Source organism: Frankia sp. Hr75.2 (assembly GCF_949319125.1).
GTDB classification, from domain to species: domain Bacteria; phylum Actinomycetota; class Actinomycetes; order Frankiales; family Frankiaceae; genus Parafrankia; species Parafrankia soli.
Genome location: NZ_CASGGV010000066.1, coordinates 40,490 through 55,587, shown reverse-complemented (window position 1 = coordinate 55,587; position 15,098 = coordinate 40,490). Strand labels below are relative to the sequence as shown.

Below are 15,098 nucleotides of genomic sequence, written 5' to 3'. Positions count from 1 at the left end.
GAAATACCCGGAACATCCAGCAGACGGCGAATCGCGCGCTTCGACCGCGAGCCGCGAGCCGCGAGCCGCGAGCCGCGAGCCGCGAGCCGCGGAAAATTATCCGGAGCGCCCGGCGGACTGCAGGCGGTGCGCGAGCGCGGTGTGGCGCTGCCCGTGGCCGGCCGAGCGGACCGCCTGCCCGATGGCCCGGCGCGAGCCGACCAGGACCACCAGCTTCTTCGCCCGCGTCACCGCGGTGTACAGCAGGTTGCGCTGCAGCATCATCCATGCGCTGGTCGTCAGCGGGATGACCACGGCCGGGTACTCGCTGCCCTGCGAACGGTGGATCGTCACCGCGTAGGCGTGGGTCAGCTCGTCGAGCTCGGTGAACTCGTAGTCGACGTCCTCGTCCTCGTCGGTGCGGACGGTCAGGGTCTGGCTGTCGTTGTCGAGCGCGGTGACCACCCCGAGCGTCCCGTTGAACACCCCGTTCGCGCCCTTGTCGTAGTTGTTGCGCACCTGGGTGACCTTGTCGCCGACCCGGAACACCCGGCCGCCGAAGCGGCGCTCGGGGCGGTCCGGCAGGCTCGGCGTGAGTGCCTCCTGCAGCGCGATGTTGAGCGCCCCGGCGCCGGCCGGGCCGCGGTGCATCGGCGCGAGCACCTGGATGTCGCGCCGCGGGTCGAGGCCGAACTTGGCCGGGATCCGCCGCGCCACCACCTCCGCGGTGATCCGGGCGGCATCCTCGGCCTCCTCTGCGACGAAGAGGAAGAAGTCGTCCAGGCCGCGCACCAGCGGATGGTCCCCGCGGTTGATGCGGTGCGCGTTGGTCACCACGCCCGACTCGCTGGCCTGGCGGAACACCTGGGTCAGCCGCACGTGCGGGATCGGCGTGCCGGTGGTGAGCAGATCACGCAGCACCTGCCCGGCGCCGACGGAGGGAAGCTGGTCGACGTCGCCGACCAGCAGCAGGTGCCCGCCCGGCGGGACGGCCTTGACCAGCTTGTTCATCAGCAGCAGGTCGACCATGGACGCCTCGTCCACCACGACGAGGTCGGCGTCGAGCGGGCGGTCCCGGTCGTAGGCGGCGTCGCCGCCGGGACGCAGCTCGAGCAGCCGGTGCACCGTCGACGCCTCGTGGCCGGTCAGCTCGGCGAGCCGCTTGGCGGCCCGTCCGGTCGGGGCGGTGAGGACGACCTTCGCCCGCCGGGCGCGGGCCAGCTCGACGACCGAGCGCACCGTGAAGCTCTTCCCGCAGCCGGGCCCGCCGGTCAGCACCGCCACCCGGGAGGTGAGAGCGAGGGTGACCGCCTCCCGCTGCGCCGCCGCCAGCTCGACCCCGGTACGGGTGTGCAGCCAGCCGAGCGCCTTCTCCCAGTCAACGGCGGCGAACGCGGCGAGGCGGTCCTCGTCGGCCCGCAGCAGGCGCAGCAGCTGCCCCGCGACGGAGATCTCGGCGCGGTGGAACGGGACGAGGTACACCGCGGCGACCGGCTGCTCCGGATCCTCGCCGGGGACCTCCTCGCGCACCACCCCCTCCTCGGTGATCAGCTCGCCGAGCCCCTCGATCACCGCGCCGGTGTCGACGCCGAGAATGCGCACGGCGTCGGCGATCAGCCGGGTCTCGGGCAGGAAGCAGTGGCCGCTGTCGGTGGCCTCGGAGAGGGTGAACGCGAGGCCGGCCTTGATGCGCTGCGGGCTGTCGTGTGGGATGCCGACCGCCTGCGCGATGGTGTCCGCGGTGCGGAACCCGATGCCCCACACGTCGGCGGCCAGCCGGTAGGGCTCGGTGCGCACCACCCCGATCGAGGCGTCCCCGTACTGCTTGTAGATCTTGATCGCCAGCGAGGTCGAGACGCCCACGCCCTGCAGGAAGACCATGACCTCCTTGATGGCCTTCTGTTCCTCCCAGGCCGCGGCGATCGCCTTCGTCCGCTTGGGGCCGAGGCCCGGCACCTCGATGAGCCGCGCCGGCTCGGTCTCGATGACGTCCAGCGCGTCGACGCCGAAGTGCTCGACGATGCGCTCGGCGAACCGGGGCCCGATCCCCTTGACCAGGCCTGATCCGAGGTACCGCTGGATGCCCTGGACGGTGGCCGGCAGGACGGTGGTGTAGTCCTCGACCTGGAACTGGCGGCCGTACTGAGGATGCGAGCCCCACCGCCCGCGCATCCGCAGCGACTCGCCGGGCTGGGCGCCGAGCAGCGCGCCGACGACCGTCAGCAGGTCCGCGCCGCGGCCCGTGTCGACCCGGGCGACCGTGTAGCCGGTCTCCTCGTTGGCGTAGGTGATCCGTTCGAGGACGGCCTCGAGCACGGCGAGCTGGAACGGCACGGCGGCAGGTCGGGACACGGCTGGTCACTCCGGGGCTTCGGCGATCCGGGCTTCGGCGATCGCCCGTGGCATGTCGGGAATCCGGCCATCCTCGCTCACAGTGTCGACGCCGGCAGCAGGCGGATCAGTGCGGCCCCGCGTCCAGGCACAGGTGGACACCGATCGCCTCGACGACCAGCTCGGTGGGATCGGGTGATGCGGTGACCAGCCCCAGGCTCTCGTTGGCCGCGAGCACGGCGATGCCGTGCAGGTGCGTCCACGCCAGCAGTGCCCGCCTGCGCACCTGCTCCGGCGCGCCCGCGCCCGCTCCGGCGGGCAGCGCGGGCAGCGCGGCCCGGACGAGATCGGTCCAGGCGTCGAACAGCGGCAGGCTCCGCTCACGGAGGTTCTCCCCCGACCCGACCAGGATGTCGTGCCGGAACATCAGCTCGAACATGGCGGGCCGCTCGCGAGCGAAGCGGACGTACGCGGACCCGGCGTCGACGACGCACTCGTGCGGGGAGGCTCCGGCCGCCTCGCCGGCCGCCCGGACCCCGGCCAGACGGGAGGCGAGATCGGCCAGCCCCTCGGCCGCGATCGCCGCGAGCAGCGCCGCGTGGGTGGGGAAGTGCCGCCGGGGCGCGCCGTGCGAGACACCCGCCTGCCGCGCGATCGCCCGCAGGCTGACGGCGGCCAGCCCACCCTCGTCGAGCATCGCCGTGCCCACCTCGACCAGCCGGCGCCGCAGCGCCCCTTCACCCGCCACGTAGGCAGTGTCTACCATCCCCGAAGTAGACAGTGTCTACTCGGCGGGACGCCGCCCGCCGGCCGGATGGACCAGGAGGGCGCGGGCGCATGGCGTACTGGCTGATCAAGGTGCTGGTGGTGGGGCCGCTGCTCGGCCTGCTGGGACGTCCGGCCGTCACCGGCGCGGAGCACATCCCGCGACATGGGCCGGTCATCCTGGCCGGCAACCACCTGGCCGTGGCCGACTCGTTCTTCCTGGTCCGCCTCGTCCCCCGGCGGATCACGTTCCTGGCCAAGCAGGAGTACTTCACCGGGTGGGGGGTGCGGGGGCGGCTGGTCCGCTGGTTCTTCACGGCCGCCGGACAGGTGCCGGTCGACCGGCGCGGTGGCGTCGCGGCGGCGGGGGCACTCGCCGCGGCGGTCCGGGTCCTCGAGGCCGGCGGCGCGTGGGGGATCTACCCCGAGGGCACGAGATCGCCGGACGGCCGGCTCTACCGGGGCCGGACGGGGGTGGCCAGGGTCGCGCTCGCCACCGGGGCACCGGTCGTCCCGGTGGCGGTGAAGGGCACCGAGACCGTGAGCCCGCGTGGCCGGCGCCGGTGGCGGCGCGGGCGGGTCCAGATCATCGTCGGCCGTCCCCTGGACTTCTCCCGGTACCGCCGCGTGCTCGCCGACGGCCCGCCGGGCTGCCCGGCGCCGACCGAGCGGATGGTGATCAGATCCGCGACGGACGAACTCATGCGGGTGCTGGCCGACCACTCGGGCCAGGAGTACGTCGACGCGTACGCCACGGACCACCACGGGCCGGACCCACACGCCTGAACGCCGTGTACCGGGTTGAGCGCATCGACTCACGAATTCCTCGACAGAACTAGTTGGCGGATTCGCGGGCCAAACGGGTCCACGGGTTCACCGGTTCGTGGAACTGTTGCGGGCACGCCGTGCGCGCTCACATCCCGGGCACATGTTCCGTTCGTCTTTCTCGAATCCGCGCCGGCCAGGATGGGCCGGCCGCCGCCCGCCGGCGCGGCCACGGCCGGTGCGCACGAATCCCGGCCGGACGCAACCACGGAAAAGGGAGTGCTCTGTGCCCGGACGACATCGGCCGCTCGGAACACGCGCCCGGATCGGGACGGCCAGCCTCCTGGTCGCGGCCCTCGGCGCGGCGGTGTTCGCCGCCGCGGGCGGCCCGGAGCCATCGACGCCGCCCGGGCTGTCGGCCACGCCGCTGTCGGCCACGCCGCTGGCAGCCGACACGCAGCGGCCCAACTTCGTCTTCATCCCCGCCGACGACCTCGACGCGACCACCTCGCCCTACTGGGAGGCGATGCCGAGGACGGCAGCGCTCATCCGCGACGCCGGCCTGACCTTCACCGAGAGCTTCGCGCCCACCCCGATCTGCTGCCCGGCCCGCGGGTCGCTGCTCACCGGAAAGTACGGGCACAACACCGGGGTGCTCACCAACAGCGGCGACGAGGGCGGCTGGGCGACGTTCGCGGCGAACGGCAACGAGGAGCGCACCTTCGCGAAGTACCTGCAGGACAGCGGCTACAACACCGCGCTCGTCGGCAAGTACATGAACGGCATCGAGGACGTGCCCGACCACGTTCCTCCGGGCTGGACGGAGTGGTACGGCAGCGTCGACAACTTCTTCTACACCGGCTACAACTACGCGCTGAACGAGAACGGGACGATCGTGCACTACGGCGGCCCGTCCGATCCCGCGAACTACTCCACCGACGTCGTCGCCGCGAAGTCGGTGGACTTCCTCGAGCGGGCGGCGGCGAAGGACGAGCCGTTCATGCTCTACGCCGCCTCGACCGCCCCGCACCTGCCGCTGCCGCCAGCGCCGCGCGACAGCAACAATCCGTTCACGGACGATCTCGCGCCACGCTCGCCCAACTACCAGGAGCCGGACGTCAGCGACAAGCCCGCGTGGCTGCGGACGAGCGCCGGGGTCCGCAGCGCCCAGGTGAACCTGATCAACGACAACGACTACCGGAACAGGATGGGATCGCTCCTCGCGCTCGACGACATGGTCGGCGACATCGTCACGACGTTGCGCGACACCGGCGAGCTCGACCACACCTACCTGGTCTTCACCTCGGACAACGGCTACAACCTCGGCGCGCACCGGCTGATTCACAAGATGGCGCCGTACGAGGAGTCGCTGCGGGTCCCGCTGGTCGTCGCCGGGCCTGGGGTGACCAGGGGAACCGACGACCACATGGTCGCCGCGATCGACATCGCGCCGACGTTCCTGGAGCTGGCCGGGGTGCCCGTCCCGGCGGACGTCGACGGCATGTCACTCGCGCCGCTGCTGCGCGGGCAGGACCCGGCGCAGTGGCGCTCGGACCTGCTGGGCCAGTACGCCGGCCCGGGCGGCCAGGGTGACGACGGCATCGCCGCCGAGCAGGTGCCCGGCCAGCCGATCGTGGCGGCCGCCACCGACCCGGTCGCCCACTACCTGGACATCCCAGCCTGGAGCGGGCTGCGCACCGACCGGTACACGTACGTGCGCTGGTACGACACGGACCGGACCGTGGTCCACGAGCGCGAGCTCTACGACCTGTCCAACGATCCGTACGAGCTCACGAACCTGCTGGCGACCCCGGCGGGACGGGCGGCGAACGCCGAGCTCGTCGCACGCCTCGACAGCCGCCTGGACGCGCTCGCCACATGCGCCGGAGCGACCTGCCGGACGTAGGACCGAGTCGGACGAAATCCGCTTCGGGCCCGGCTGCGGCCCCGGCCCGAAGCGGATTTCGGATGACCCGTCGGTGCCTCCCGGAGCGGGTACGGGACGACCGTCACACAATGCCGCGGACCGCATGGCGAAGGTCACCCGCACGGCGTTGTCCAGGCTGAACCGGTAATCCGGGAAATACGGGCACACCCATTGCGGCCATCCCGGCGACGACGGGTGTGCCACGGAGTCGACCGGCCCGCCCCGGATGGCCGAAATGACCTCTACGGTGGCCGTCGTGCGCGCCAGAAAGGCCGTTGCGGCCGTATTCGCCCTTTCGCTCTTTCTGCTTGCGGGCTGGTTGGGCATCCCTCCGACGGGTGCCTCGGCGGCCTGGGCACAGACCCCGTCCTGCGGAGGGAAGATCGGGACCCTGGCGGATGTCGACACGCTGATCTCGGAGCCCGCCGAGTGCCCGGGGTCGGTGAACGGCTACTGGCGCGCCCATCTGGGCGCCGCGTGGACCCAGCCGCACTACGTCCCCTACCGCAACGGCGAGATTCCCAAGATCGCGTGCGCGGACGGCGTCACCGACCCGAAGGTGTTCGCCGACAACGCCCTCTACTGCACGACCGACGACACGGTCGCGTACAGCACCGACTTCATGGCCCAGCTCGATCAGACCGGCGGCCCGTCCTATCCGGCATTTGTGATCATGCACGAGCTGGGCCACCGCGGCGACCGGATCGGCGGGACCCTCGGCGCGGTGTCCCGGGCCGAGGAGAACCAGGCGGACTGCCTGGCCGGTGGGCAGGCCCGCTTCGCGGTCGACGCGGGCCGGCTCACCTCGACCGAGGCGGTGAACGGCTCGATGCTCTTCTTCAGCCTGGGCGACACCCGCGGCGGCTGGTTCGACCAGGAGGCGTCCGCGCCCGACGCCCACGGCACGCCGATGCAGCGGGCGCAGGCGTTCGACCTCGGCTACCAGCAGGACATCTCCACCTGCCACCGCATCGGCCAGTCCCCGAACGGCAGCGTCACGGGCTGACGGCGGGACTGACGGCGCGCGGGCGGCTGACAGCCTGGGCGGGGGCGCCGGCCGCGCGGGGGCACCGGCGGGCCCGGCGTCCCCGCCGCCGGGTCGGCGGCCGGCTCGACGGACGGCCCAGGGGCCGGTTCGGCGGCCGCCCGAGAGCGCGGCTCGGCGGGCGGCTCAGCACTCGTCGGCGGTCGGCGGACGCATGGTGGTCCGCCCGGAGACCGAGTCCCAGTGGATGCGGACCCAGCTCGGCCGCTCCAGGTTCACCGACCAGGGAGCCAGCCCGCTGGCCTCGAGCCGGGCGATCTCCGCGTCCTCCCGGACGGCCTCCGCGCACCCGTTGATCAGCACGCTCCAGCCGACACCGACGGTGGCGTCGTAGCCGTCCACCTCGAAGGCGACGACGCTGTGGTTGGTGGCGGCGGACAGCTTCGAGCCCACCCGGGACCGGAACGCGACGGTGTTGCCGTCCACGATGTAGTTCACGGGGAGCACCAGGATCTCGCCGTCCGCGACGAACGCGACCCGGCCGATCCGCTCGCCGGCGACGAGCCGCACGCAGATGTCGAAGGTCAGGACGCCGAAGCCGGCGTGGTCACGCGGGATGCCCGACCGGGGGATGCTCCCCCGGTCGCTGGTGCGCTGCGCAGCACCGGAGCCCAGCGGAGCGCCGATGGTCGCCGGAGCAGGAGCGTCGGTCCGCGTCATGACGGCCTCCGTGGTCGTAGGTCGCCGCCGGGGCGCCGGACGGCGTCGCCGAGACGGCTCTGGTCCGGTACCGGGGTGATCCCTCGGTACCTGGGCCACCGTAGGCCCGGCCAGACCGGGGCAGGCAGGGCCTGTCGCCGCGATCCGCCGGTGCATGCGGCCGGCGCGGGACCCGCCGTCCGGACGCGGCGGGCGGGCCGGATGGCCACCGCGCCCGCTCTGACCCGGGCCGCCGGAGCGGGTGCGGGCCGGCGTCCATGGCGCCACTGACGCCGCCACTGACGCCGGCACGACCGCCGGCACGACCGCCGGGCCGGGCCAGTCGGGACGAAGGCCACACCTATACCACAATGGGCCGACCGTCAGCACCCTGCGGAAGGGCTGAACTACGTTCGATACATGAACGAGGTTCCGCATGGTGTGGGACGGACGGCTCTGGCCACGGCGTGGATCCGGGCCGGGGAGAGCGAGCGTCCGGACCGGCTGTTCGACGACTGGCTGGCACCGACGTTCGTGGCCGCGGCGGGCGACGCGCTGCCGCTGATCCCACCCGACGCCGGCGGCCGGCTGGGCGCACTCGCCGAGATGATGAACGCCTATCTGGCCGTGCGAACCAGGTTCTTCGACGACGAGCTGCTCGCCGCCGCGGAGGCGGGCGTCCGGCAGATGGTGCTGCTCGCGGCCGGTCTCGACAGCCGCGCCTTCCGCCTCCCCTGGCCGGCCGGGACGCGCCTGTTCGAGGTCGACCGGCCGGACATGCTGGCCTTCAAGGAGCGGGTCCTGGCCGCGGGTGGGACCGGGCCGCGGTGCGAACGTCACGCCGTGTCGGCCGACCTGACCGAGGACTGGGCCGATGAGATCCTCGATGCCGGCTTCCGCCCGGCCGAGCCCACCGCCTGGCTGGCCGAAGGCATCATCGTCTACCTGTCCGCGGAGGAGGCCGAACGCCTGCTCACCGACGTCACCCGTCTTTCGGCTCCGGGCAGCCGGCTCGCGCTGGAGGACGCGAAGGGCCTGGCCGAGGAGATGGTCGAGGAGGCCCGGCACGTCCCCCCGCTGGGGGAGTTCGCCGACCTGTGGAAGGGCGGCCTGGAGGGGGCCTCCCCCGCCTGGCTGGGTGACCACGGCTGGCACGGCCGGGAGATCGACTCCACCACCGTGGCGATCGAGCTGCGCCGGCCGATCCCGGCGGAGATGCCCGTCGCCGGCTACTTCGTCACGGCTCAGCGGGCGGTGGATGAGCGGGCAGAGGGTGAGCTGACAGCGGGGTGAGCTGGCGCGGAGGTGAGCTGGTGGTACAGATGGGCCGCGTCGAAGTAGAAGCGGTTCTCCGTGATGTGGCCGTCCTGCACCCGGTAGACCTCGGCGATGCGCACCGAGACCCGCCGCCCGGTGGGCGGCAGCGCCTCACCCGCGGGTGTGGTGAACGTCGCGGCGTGCGTGGCGACGAGCGTGTACTCCTCGACGACCATCTCGCCCTGCTCGGCCAGGACATGGGTCTGCACCGTCAGGTCGGCGAAGGCGGAGAGGAACCGGGCGCTGTAGTCGGCGACCGCGTCCCGCCCGCTCAGCCGGACCGGGCCGGGCGCCTCCATGACGACGTCGGCGGCGAGCAGTGACCGCAGCGTGACGTCGTCCGCCTCGTCGAAGGCGGTCAGCATCCGCCGCACCGTGTCCAGCGCCTCGCCCACGTGCCTCCCCCTCGTCCATGTGCGCCCGTGGGCCCGTGCATCCGCAGGCCCGCAGAGTCCGCCGGCGCGCCGGCGCGCAGGCCGCGGAGCCGGCCGAAATCGTAGCGATGGCCGGGCGAGCCGCGCCAGGCTCCGCGACGACCCGCCGTCCACCAGGAGCGGTGAGACAGCCGGGAGCCGACCAGCCGACTGAATTCCACCTTTCGGCGGGCGACGGCGTTCCGCGCCGCGGAACGGAAAGCATCGCGATCCGTTCGCATACTCTGACATGGATGTCCGAGAACGAGATCCTGCGACGGGCGAGCTACGGCCCCACCAGTCCGGTGGTGGGGGCACGCGGTTCACGCACCCGCACGCGCATCGTCGACACGGCGCTGGCGCTATTCGAATCCCAGGGCTTCCACGGCACGTCGGTGGACGACATCGCGAAGGCCGCCGAGGTGTCCCGGGCCACGTTGTACCAGTATTTCGAGAGCAAGGAGCAGATCTTCGTCGAGCTGCTCGAGGAATGCGGCGGCGCGCTCATGCGGGTGGTTCGCCGCATCGGCCCGCTGGAACCCGGCGAGCTCGGCTTCGACAATCTGCACTGGTGGCTCGGTGAGTGGGCCTGGGTGTACGACAGGTACGCGACGATGTTCGTGCAGTGGGCGAACGTCAGTTCGCCCGGCACCGCGATACCGCCGCTGGTCAGCCGCTTCTCGGCCGCCTACCGGGAGCGGATCGCGCAGCGGCTCACCTCGTCGGGGGTGACCGGCCTCGCCGCCGCCGACGCGGCGCTGGCGCTGACCGCGCTGGTGAGCAGCTGTAACTACACGCGCCATGCCGATGCGCCGCTCGGCCGTGAACACCCCGGCACCGGGCCGGCCGCCCGCGGCACGGCGATGGGTACCGACTACCTGACCGACAACCTCGCCGTGCTGGTCCAGCTCGTTCTTTTCCCGCACACCCCCGTGAGTGTTTTCGCCCAGCTGGGCCGGGAGATCCCAACCCCGCGCCCGCCGAGCACCGGAGAACGCCTCTGGTCCGTACCGGCACCGGCGACCGGGCCGTTGCCGGCCTTGCCGCCGGACGGCCGTCTGCGGCAACTCAGCAGCCGCGCCACGGTGACCGTTCGGCGGCTTCTCGACGCCGGGATCAGATGTTTCACCGAAAAGGGCTACCACCAATGCTCGGTCGACGACATCGTCACCGAGGCGGGTTACGCGCGCGGCACGTTCTACAAGTATTTCGACGAGAAACTCGACCTGCTGGTGGCGCTGAGCGACGAGGCGATCGAGACGATCACCGAGCTCGACGGCCGGCTGCGGCGGATCGGCCCGGCTCTCGGGAGCGACCCCGCCCAGCTACGGAGCTGGCTCGGTGACGCCGTCGCGTTCCACCTGCGGTACCTGGGCGTCACCCGGGCCTGGCTCGACCGGCGGCCGTGCCACCCACGTCTCGACGCGGCCCGCCGGCTCGTCGGCGAACGGCTGCACACCGGCTACACCGCCCTGCTGGGCCCGGCGCGCTGGTCGCATCCGCTTGATCCGCGGGTCGCCAGCATCGCGTTCTTCACCCTGCTGGAGCGACTGCCCGAGGCGATGGTGGCGGCCGAGCCGGACCGCCCGCTCGCGGAGATCGTCGACCTCGTCGCCACGGTGCTCGAACGCGCGCACCTGTGCCCCCAGAGCGGCCCCCACGACTCCCAGCCCGCCGGCGCCGACCGCGACAGCGCCCGGGCCGACGCCACGTCCGTCCCCTCGGGACGCCACCTCCCCCGGCCCTGACGCCGGCTTCTCGCAGGCGGCCCCCGCCACCGTCACCGTCGGGGGCCGCCGTCCTCACGCCTGGTGACTCTCGGCGGCGTCGTGCCCGGCAATCGGCTGGTGGCACGGCATCTCGGCGGCGATTCTGAGAGTCTGGTGCGAGGAGAATGGCCCCCCCGCGCGGATGTGCGGTGGGATGCCCGAACGAGGAGGTCACACGGGTGAGCACCCTGGTCAAGCCGGGTACGCGTTACAAGTCCACGGTGTGCGACACCGAGGTGATCGTCGTCAAGCCGCCGGCGGCCGCCGTCGACCTGCGCTGCGGCGGCCACCCGGTGATCGAGGTCGGCGCGGAGGCACCCGCCGGGCTCACCCTCGACCCGGCGTTCAGCGCCGGCACCCCGCTGGGCAAGCGGTTCGCCGACCCCGAGTCCGGGCTCGAGCTGCTGTGCACCAAGGCCGGCGCCGGATCGCTGTCGATCGGCGACGTCCCGCTCCCGCTGAAGGACGCCAAGCCTCTCCCCTCCTCGGACTGACGGGCGACAAGCACATGCACCTCGGGATGCTGTTGGAGATGGCCGCGGACGGCCTGGCCGACCGGGTCGCGCTCGGTCCGCGCGTCGGCGGGCTGAGCTTCGCCGAACTCGCGCACCAGGCGCGCCGGGTCGGTGCCGCGCTGCAGACCCTGCCTGGAGACCGGGTCGGGCTGATCGACCTGAACTCGCCCGCCGTCCCGCTGACCCTGTTCGGGTCGGCGATCGCGGGCAAACCGTTCGTGCCGATCAACTACCGGCTCGCCGACGAGCAGCTGCGCGCGATCGTCACCCGGACCGCGCCGGCCACCGTCGTCGTCGGGGCCGGCGTCGCCGAGCGGCTGGGCGACATCGACGGCATCCACCTGGTCACCCGGGACGAGCTGCTCGCCATCGCCGCGGACACCGAGGCCAAGGAGGCCGACGGCTGGGGCGGCGACCCCGAGGACATCGCCGTGCTGCTGTTCACCAGCGGCACCACCGGCGAGCCCAAGGCCGCTGTGCTGCGCCACCGCAACCTGACCGAGTACGTCATCTCCACGGTCGAGTTCGCCGGTTCCGCCGAGGACGAGGTCGCGATCGTCAGCGTCCCGCCGTATCACATCGCCGGGGTGTCGGCGTCCTGCTCGTCGACCTACTCGGGACGTCGGGTCGTCCAGCTCGAGAGCTTCGAGCCCCGGGCCTGGGTCGACCTCGTCCGGGCGGAGTCGGTCACGCACGCGATGGTGGTGCCGACCATGCTCGGCCGCATCCTCGACGTCATCGAGGCCGACGGCCAGGGGCTGCCGTCCCTGCGGTCGATCTCCTACGGCGGCGGGCCCATGCCACTGCCGGTCATCGAGCGCGCGGTCACCGCACTCCCGCACGTGGGGTTCGTGAACGCCTACGGGCTCACCGAGACCTCGAGCACGATCGCCGTCCTCGGCCCGGACGACCACCAGGCCGCGATCGGCAGCGACGACCCGGAGGTACGGGCGCGGCTGGGGTCGGTCGGCAAGCCGCTGCCGAGCCTGGAGGTCACGATCCGCGACCCGGGCGGCCAGGAGGTCCCCACCGGCGAGCACGGTGAGATCTGGGTCCGCGGCGGGCAGGTCTCCGGCGAGTACCTGGGCATCGGGCGGATCGAGAACGACGGCTGGTTCCCGACCCGCGACGAGGGCCACCTCGACTCGGGCGGCTACCTGTACGTCCACGGCCGGCTCGACGACGTCATCGTGCGCGGCGGGGAGAACATGTCCCCGGGCGAGATCGAGGCTGTGCTCATCGCCCATCCCGCCGTCGAGGAGGCCGCCGTCGTCGGCATCCCGCACCGGGACTGGGGGGAGCAGGTGGTGGCCGCGGTCGTCACCTCCGGCGAGGTCACCGAGGACGAGCTGCGCGGCCACGTGCGAGCCCAGCTCCGGTCCAGCCGCACCCCGGAGCACATCCAGTTCCGCTCGGAGCTGCCGTTCAACGAGAACGGCAAGCTGCTCCGCCGGGTGCTGCGCACCGAGCTCGAGCAGGCGTTCTCCTCCTGACCACCGGCGGCGGCCGGTGCGCGGCGATTGGATCGCCGCCCGCCGGCCGCCGCGGCGGGAGCCGCTGCGGCTGGCCTCGAAGTCAGGTGTGACAGCGAGGCGTCAGGCGATGAAGGCGTTGACCAGGACGCCGATGCCGTAGGTGGCGGCAGCCGCGACCAGGCCCAGCAGGAGCTGGCGGGCGCCGCTGTAGAACGCCGAGCGCTCGGTGAAGCGGCTGACCGCGGCCCCGAGGGCGAACAGCCCCAGCCCGGCGAGCACGGCCGCGATCGCGAACGAGGCGAACCCGGCCAGGTAGGGCACCACCGGCACCAGCGCGCCGAGGGCGAACGCACCGAACGACGCACCGGCCGCGCCGAGCGGGGACGGCAGATCGTCCACATCCAGGCCGAGCTCGTTGCGGGCATGCACGCGCAGCGCCGTGTCCGGGCTGTGCGCCAGCTGGCGGGCCACCGACTCGGCGGTCGGCGCGTCGACCCCCTGATCGCGGAAGAACCCGACCAGCTCGGCGTGCTCTGCCTGCGGATACAGCGCCAGCTCCCGCCGTTCGACCTCGATCTGTGCCCGCATCGCCTCGTTCTGCGAGCGGACGGAGGTGTACTCCCCGGTCGCCATCGAGAACGCCCCGGAGGCCAGGCCCGCGAGCCCGGCCAGCACGACCGCCGGCCGCCCGGCGGCCCCGCCCGCGAACCCGCTGATCAGCGCGACGTTACTGACCAGACCGTCCATCGCCCCGAACACCGCGGGACGCAGCCACCCCGCGCCCGCCGAGTGCTTCGAGGGATGTGCCTCCCCCGTCCGCGCCCTCGCCGACCGCCCGCCCGCAGACCGCTCGTGCTCCGCTCGGTCGCCGTTGCCGCCTCGTCTCACGAGGGACGAGGCTACGGCGGTCGACCGTCCTAGGGCCGGCGCCATGGGCGAGCGCCACACCCCCTCGTCGGAACCGCTCAGGCCACGTGGACGAACAGGCGGCGCTGTGGGTCGGGCTCGGCCTCGCGGAGGATCTCCCGGGTCGTCGAGGCGACCTCGCCGGCTCCGAAGAACACGAAGCGCGCCAGATTCTGCAGCGGGTTGCCCTCGGACCACTCGAAGTACACGTTCGGCCTGGTGCCGGTGAGGTCGCGCAGGTGCAGGAGCAGGGCCGCGATCGCGTTCGGGACGGAGTTGCTGGTCAGCTGCAGGATCCGGTACCCGTGCCGCTCCCGTCCGCAGACGTCGAGCCGCCCCTCGAACTCCGACGAGTCCGGGTTGTCGGCGTACTCGGCGGCGTCGCCGGTGTCGAACTCGTTGGCGACCAGGTGCAGCGCCCCGGAACGGGCCGCCTCGGTGACCCACCGGGTGGCCGTCTCGTCGAGGCGCACGCCAGCGCCCGCCCGTTCGCCGGGCCGCCGGGCTCCGCGAGCCGCTCGGGGATGAGGACCGTTGTCGCGAGGCTGCTGGTGAGCAGCAGCACGGCCATGATCAGCGCCGCCGTGGTGAGCAGCCGCCGCGCGCCGCGGATCCGGCCGGCGGGGTTCGCGTCGGTGTCGGCGGTGTAGTCGGTGTAGTCGGGGCTGTCGGGGCTGTCGGGGCTGTCCGGGCCGCCGCGGATCAGCGGCATCACCGCTACACCGGTCTCGAAGCCGGAGAGTCCCAGCGCGAGCTTCGGGAAGACGATCAGGGCCAGGTACACCACGACCAGGACGACGGCGATCCCCACCGCCCCTCGGTGAACCCGCGCGGGAACACGGCCGCGAGCAGGGCCAGGAGCACCAGCGTGACGGCGACCTCGTGGCCGGCGAGCAGGTCCGGCGCGTACGGGTTCTCCAGGATGTGCGCGGTGGCGTCCGCGACCGAGAGGGTGATCGTGATCAGGAAGTCGGTGCAGGCGAAGCCGAGGAGCACCAGGACCAGCAGCTTGCCCTTCCACCAGGAGAGCTGCTTCTCCAGGATCGCGATCGAGCCCTCACCACGCGGGCTCTCGCCGGCGACCCGCCCGCCGGTAGACCGGCAGCGCCCCGAACAGTGTCACGGCGACGAGCACCGCCGTGGCGATCGGGCTCACCGCGCCGGCCGCGAGGATGGCGATGCCCGGCTGGTAGCCCAGCGTGGAGAAGTAGTCGACGCCGGTCAGGCACATGACCCGCCACCAGTGGTGGCG

Annotated in this window: 15 protein-coding genes; 7 read left to right on the top strand and 8 right to left on the bottom strand. The window is 72.7% G+C overall.

Features of this window, described 5'->3' with window-relative positions:
• Positions 1-96 precede the first annotated feature (96 nt).
• Complete coding sequence (gene recD2, locus AC559T_RS06920; protein WP_498868155.1) at positions 97-2,331, bottom strand: SF1B family DNA helicase RecD2; 2,235 nt, start codon at positions 2,329-2,331, stop codon at positions 97-99.
• Positions 2,332-2,437: 106 nt separating this feature from the next.
• Entirely contained in the window at positions 2,438-3,076 is a 639-nt protein-coding gene (locus AC559T_RS06915) for a TetR/AcrR family transcriptional regulator (protein ID WP_498868154.1), read from the bottom strand.
• 71 nt (positions 3,077-3,147) lie between these two features.
• Between AC559T_RS06915 and AC559T_RS06910 the strand changes: the two genes are divergently transcribed.
• The 3 genes from AC559T_RS06910 to AC559T_RS06900 all read left to right on the top strand — a co-directional run bounded on the left by AC559T_RS06910 (position 3,148) and on the right by AC559T_RS06900 (position 6,773).
• Positions 3,148-3,861, top strand: coding sequence for a lysophospholipid acyltransferase family protein (locus tag AC559T_RS06910; RefSeq protein WP_498868153.1), 714 nt, complete (start codon positions 3,148-3,150; stop codon positions 3,859-3,861).
• A 265-nt stretch (positions 3,862-4,126) separates the two neighbouring features.
• The gene (locus AC559T_RS06905; RefSeq protein ID WP_498868152.1) at positions 4,127-5,746 is read left to right on the top strand and encodes a sulfatase family protein; all 1,620 of its coding nucleotides are present in this window, start codon (positions 4,127-4,129) and stop codon (positions 5,744-5,746) included.
• A gap of 277 nt (positions 5,747-6,023) precedes the next feature.
• Positions 6,024-6,773 (top strand): neutral zinc metallopeptidase, encoded by a 750-nt coding sequence (locus tag AC559T_RS06900; RefSeq protein ID WP_498868151.1) that lies wholly within the window; start codon positions 6,024-6,026, stop codon positions 6,771-6,773.
• A gap of 165 nt (positions 6,774-6,938) precedes the next feature.
• On the opposite strand, the gene AC559T_RS06895 is transcribed toward AC559T_RS06900, so the two are convergent.
• Positions 6,939-7,472, bottom strand: a complete 534-nt coding sequence (locus AC559T_RS06895; protein WP_020462410.1) for a pyridoxamine 5'-phosphate oxidase family protein — start codon at positions 7,470-7,472, stop codon at positions 6,939-6,941.
• 399 nt (positions 7,473-7,871) lie between these two features.
• Between AC559T_RS06895 and AC559T_RS06890 the strand changes: the two genes are divergently transcribed.
• Positions 7,872-8,744: an SAM-dependent methyltransferase gene (locus AC559T_RS06890; protein ID WP_498868150.1), complete on the top strand. Its 873-nt coding sequence runs from the start codon at positions 7,872-7,874 to the stop codon at positions 8,742-8,744.
• Here AC559T_RS06890 and AC559T_RS06885 read toward each other — a convergent pair.
• Entirely contained in the window at positions 8,696-9,163 is a 468-nt protein-coding gene (locus AC559T_RS06885) for an ester cyclase (protein ID WP_071063638.1), read from the bottom strand. The two genes, AC559T_RS06890 and AC559T_RS06885, sit on opposite strands and share 49 nt — an antisense overlap.
• A gap of 272 nt (positions 9,164-9,435) precedes the next feature.
• On the opposite strand from AC559T_RS06885, the gene AC559T_RS06880 reads away from it, so the two are divergent.
• The 3 genes from AC559T_RS06880 to AC559T_RS06870 all read left to right on the top strand — a co-directional run bounded on the left by AC559T_RS06880 (position 9,436) and on the right by AC559T_RS06870 (position 12,958).
• Complete coding sequence (locus AC559T_RS06880; RefSeq protein ID WP_498868149.1) at positions 9,436-10,929, top strand: TetR/AcrR family transcriptional regulator; 1,494 nt, start codon at positions 9,436-9,438, stop codon at positions 10,927-10,929.
• A gap of 200 nt (positions 10,930-11,129) precedes the next feature.
• Positions 11,130-11,444, top strand: a complete 315-nt coding sequence (locus AC559T_RS06875; protein ID WP_071063881.1) for a hypothetical protein — start codon at positions 11,130-11,132, stop codon at positions 11,442-11,444.
• Between the two features lie 14 nt (positions 11,445-11,458).
• Positions 11,459-12,958, top strand: a complete 1,500-nt coding sequence (locus tag AC559T_RS06870) for a class I adenylate-forming enzyme family protein (protein WP_112104931.1) — start codon at positions 11,459-11,461, stop codon at positions 12,956-12,958.
• A gap of 102 nt (positions 12,959-13,060) precedes the next feature.
• Here AC559T_RS06870 and AC559T_RS06865 read toward each other — a convergent pair whose 3' ends face one another.
• The 4 genes from AC559T_RS06865 to AC559T_RS06850 form a co-directional block, all read right to left on the bottom strand.
• Entirely contained in the window at positions 13,061-13,873 is an 813-nt protein-coding gene (locus tag AC559T_RS06865; protein WP_498868148.1) for a VIT1/CCC1 transporter family protein, read from the bottom strand.
• Between the two features lie 32 nt (positions 13,874-13,905).
• On the bottom strand, positions 13,906-14,319 hold the full coding sequence (locus tag AC559T_RS06860) for a hypothetical protein (RefSeq protein ID WP_235013651.1): 414 nt from the start codon (positions 14,317-14,319) through the stop codon (positions 13,906-13,908).
• A gap of 295 nt (positions 14,320-14,614) precedes the next feature.
• Entirely contained in the window at positions 14,615-14,842 is a 228-nt protein-coding gene (locus tag AC559T_RS06855; protein ID WP_498868147.1) for a hypothetical protein, read from the bottom strand.
• Between the two features lie 61 nt (positions 14,843-14,903).
• The gene (locus AC559T_RS06850; protein ID WP_498868146.1) at positions 14,904-15,077 is read right to left on the bottom strand and encodes a hypothetical protein; all 174 of its coding nucleotides are present in this window, start codon (positions 15,075-15,077) and stop codon (positions 14,904-14,906) included.
• Between the last annotated feature and the right edge of the window lie 21 nt (positions 15,078-15,098).

Coding starts and splice junctions, on each gene's coding strand:
- AC559T_RS06915 (WP_498868154.1), bottom strand. CDS start 3,076: ATGGTAGACACTGCCTACGTGGCGGGTGAAGGGGCGCTGCGGCGCCGG.
- AC559T_RS06910 (WP_498868153.1), top strand. CDS start 3,148: ATGGCGTACTGGCTGATCAAGGTGCTGGTGGTGGGGCCGCTGCTCGGC.
- AC559T_RS06895 (WP_020462410.1), bottom strand. CDS start 7,472: ATGACGCGGACCGACGCTCCTGCTCCGGCGACCATCGGCGCTCCGCTG.
- AC559T_RS06890 (WP_498868150.1), top strand. CDS start 7,872: ATGAACGAGGTTCCGCATGGTGTGGGACGGACGGCTCTGGCCACGGCG.
- AC559T_RS06880 (WP_498868149.1), top strand. CDS start 9,436: ATGTCCGAGAACGAGATCCTGCGACGGGCGAGCTACGGCCCCACCAGT.
- AC559T_RS06870 (WP_112104931.1), top strand. CDS start 11,459: ATGCACCTCGGGATGCTGTTGGAGATGGCCGCGGACGGCCTGGCCGAC.
- AC559T_RS06865 (WP_498868148.1), bottom strand. CDS start 13,873: ATGGCGCCGGCCCTAGGACGGTCGACCGCCGTAGCCTCGTCCCTCGTG.
- AC559T_RS06850 (WP_498868146.1), bottom strand. CDS start 15,077: ATGTGCCTGACCGGCGTCGACTACTTCTCCACGCTGGGCTACCAGCCG.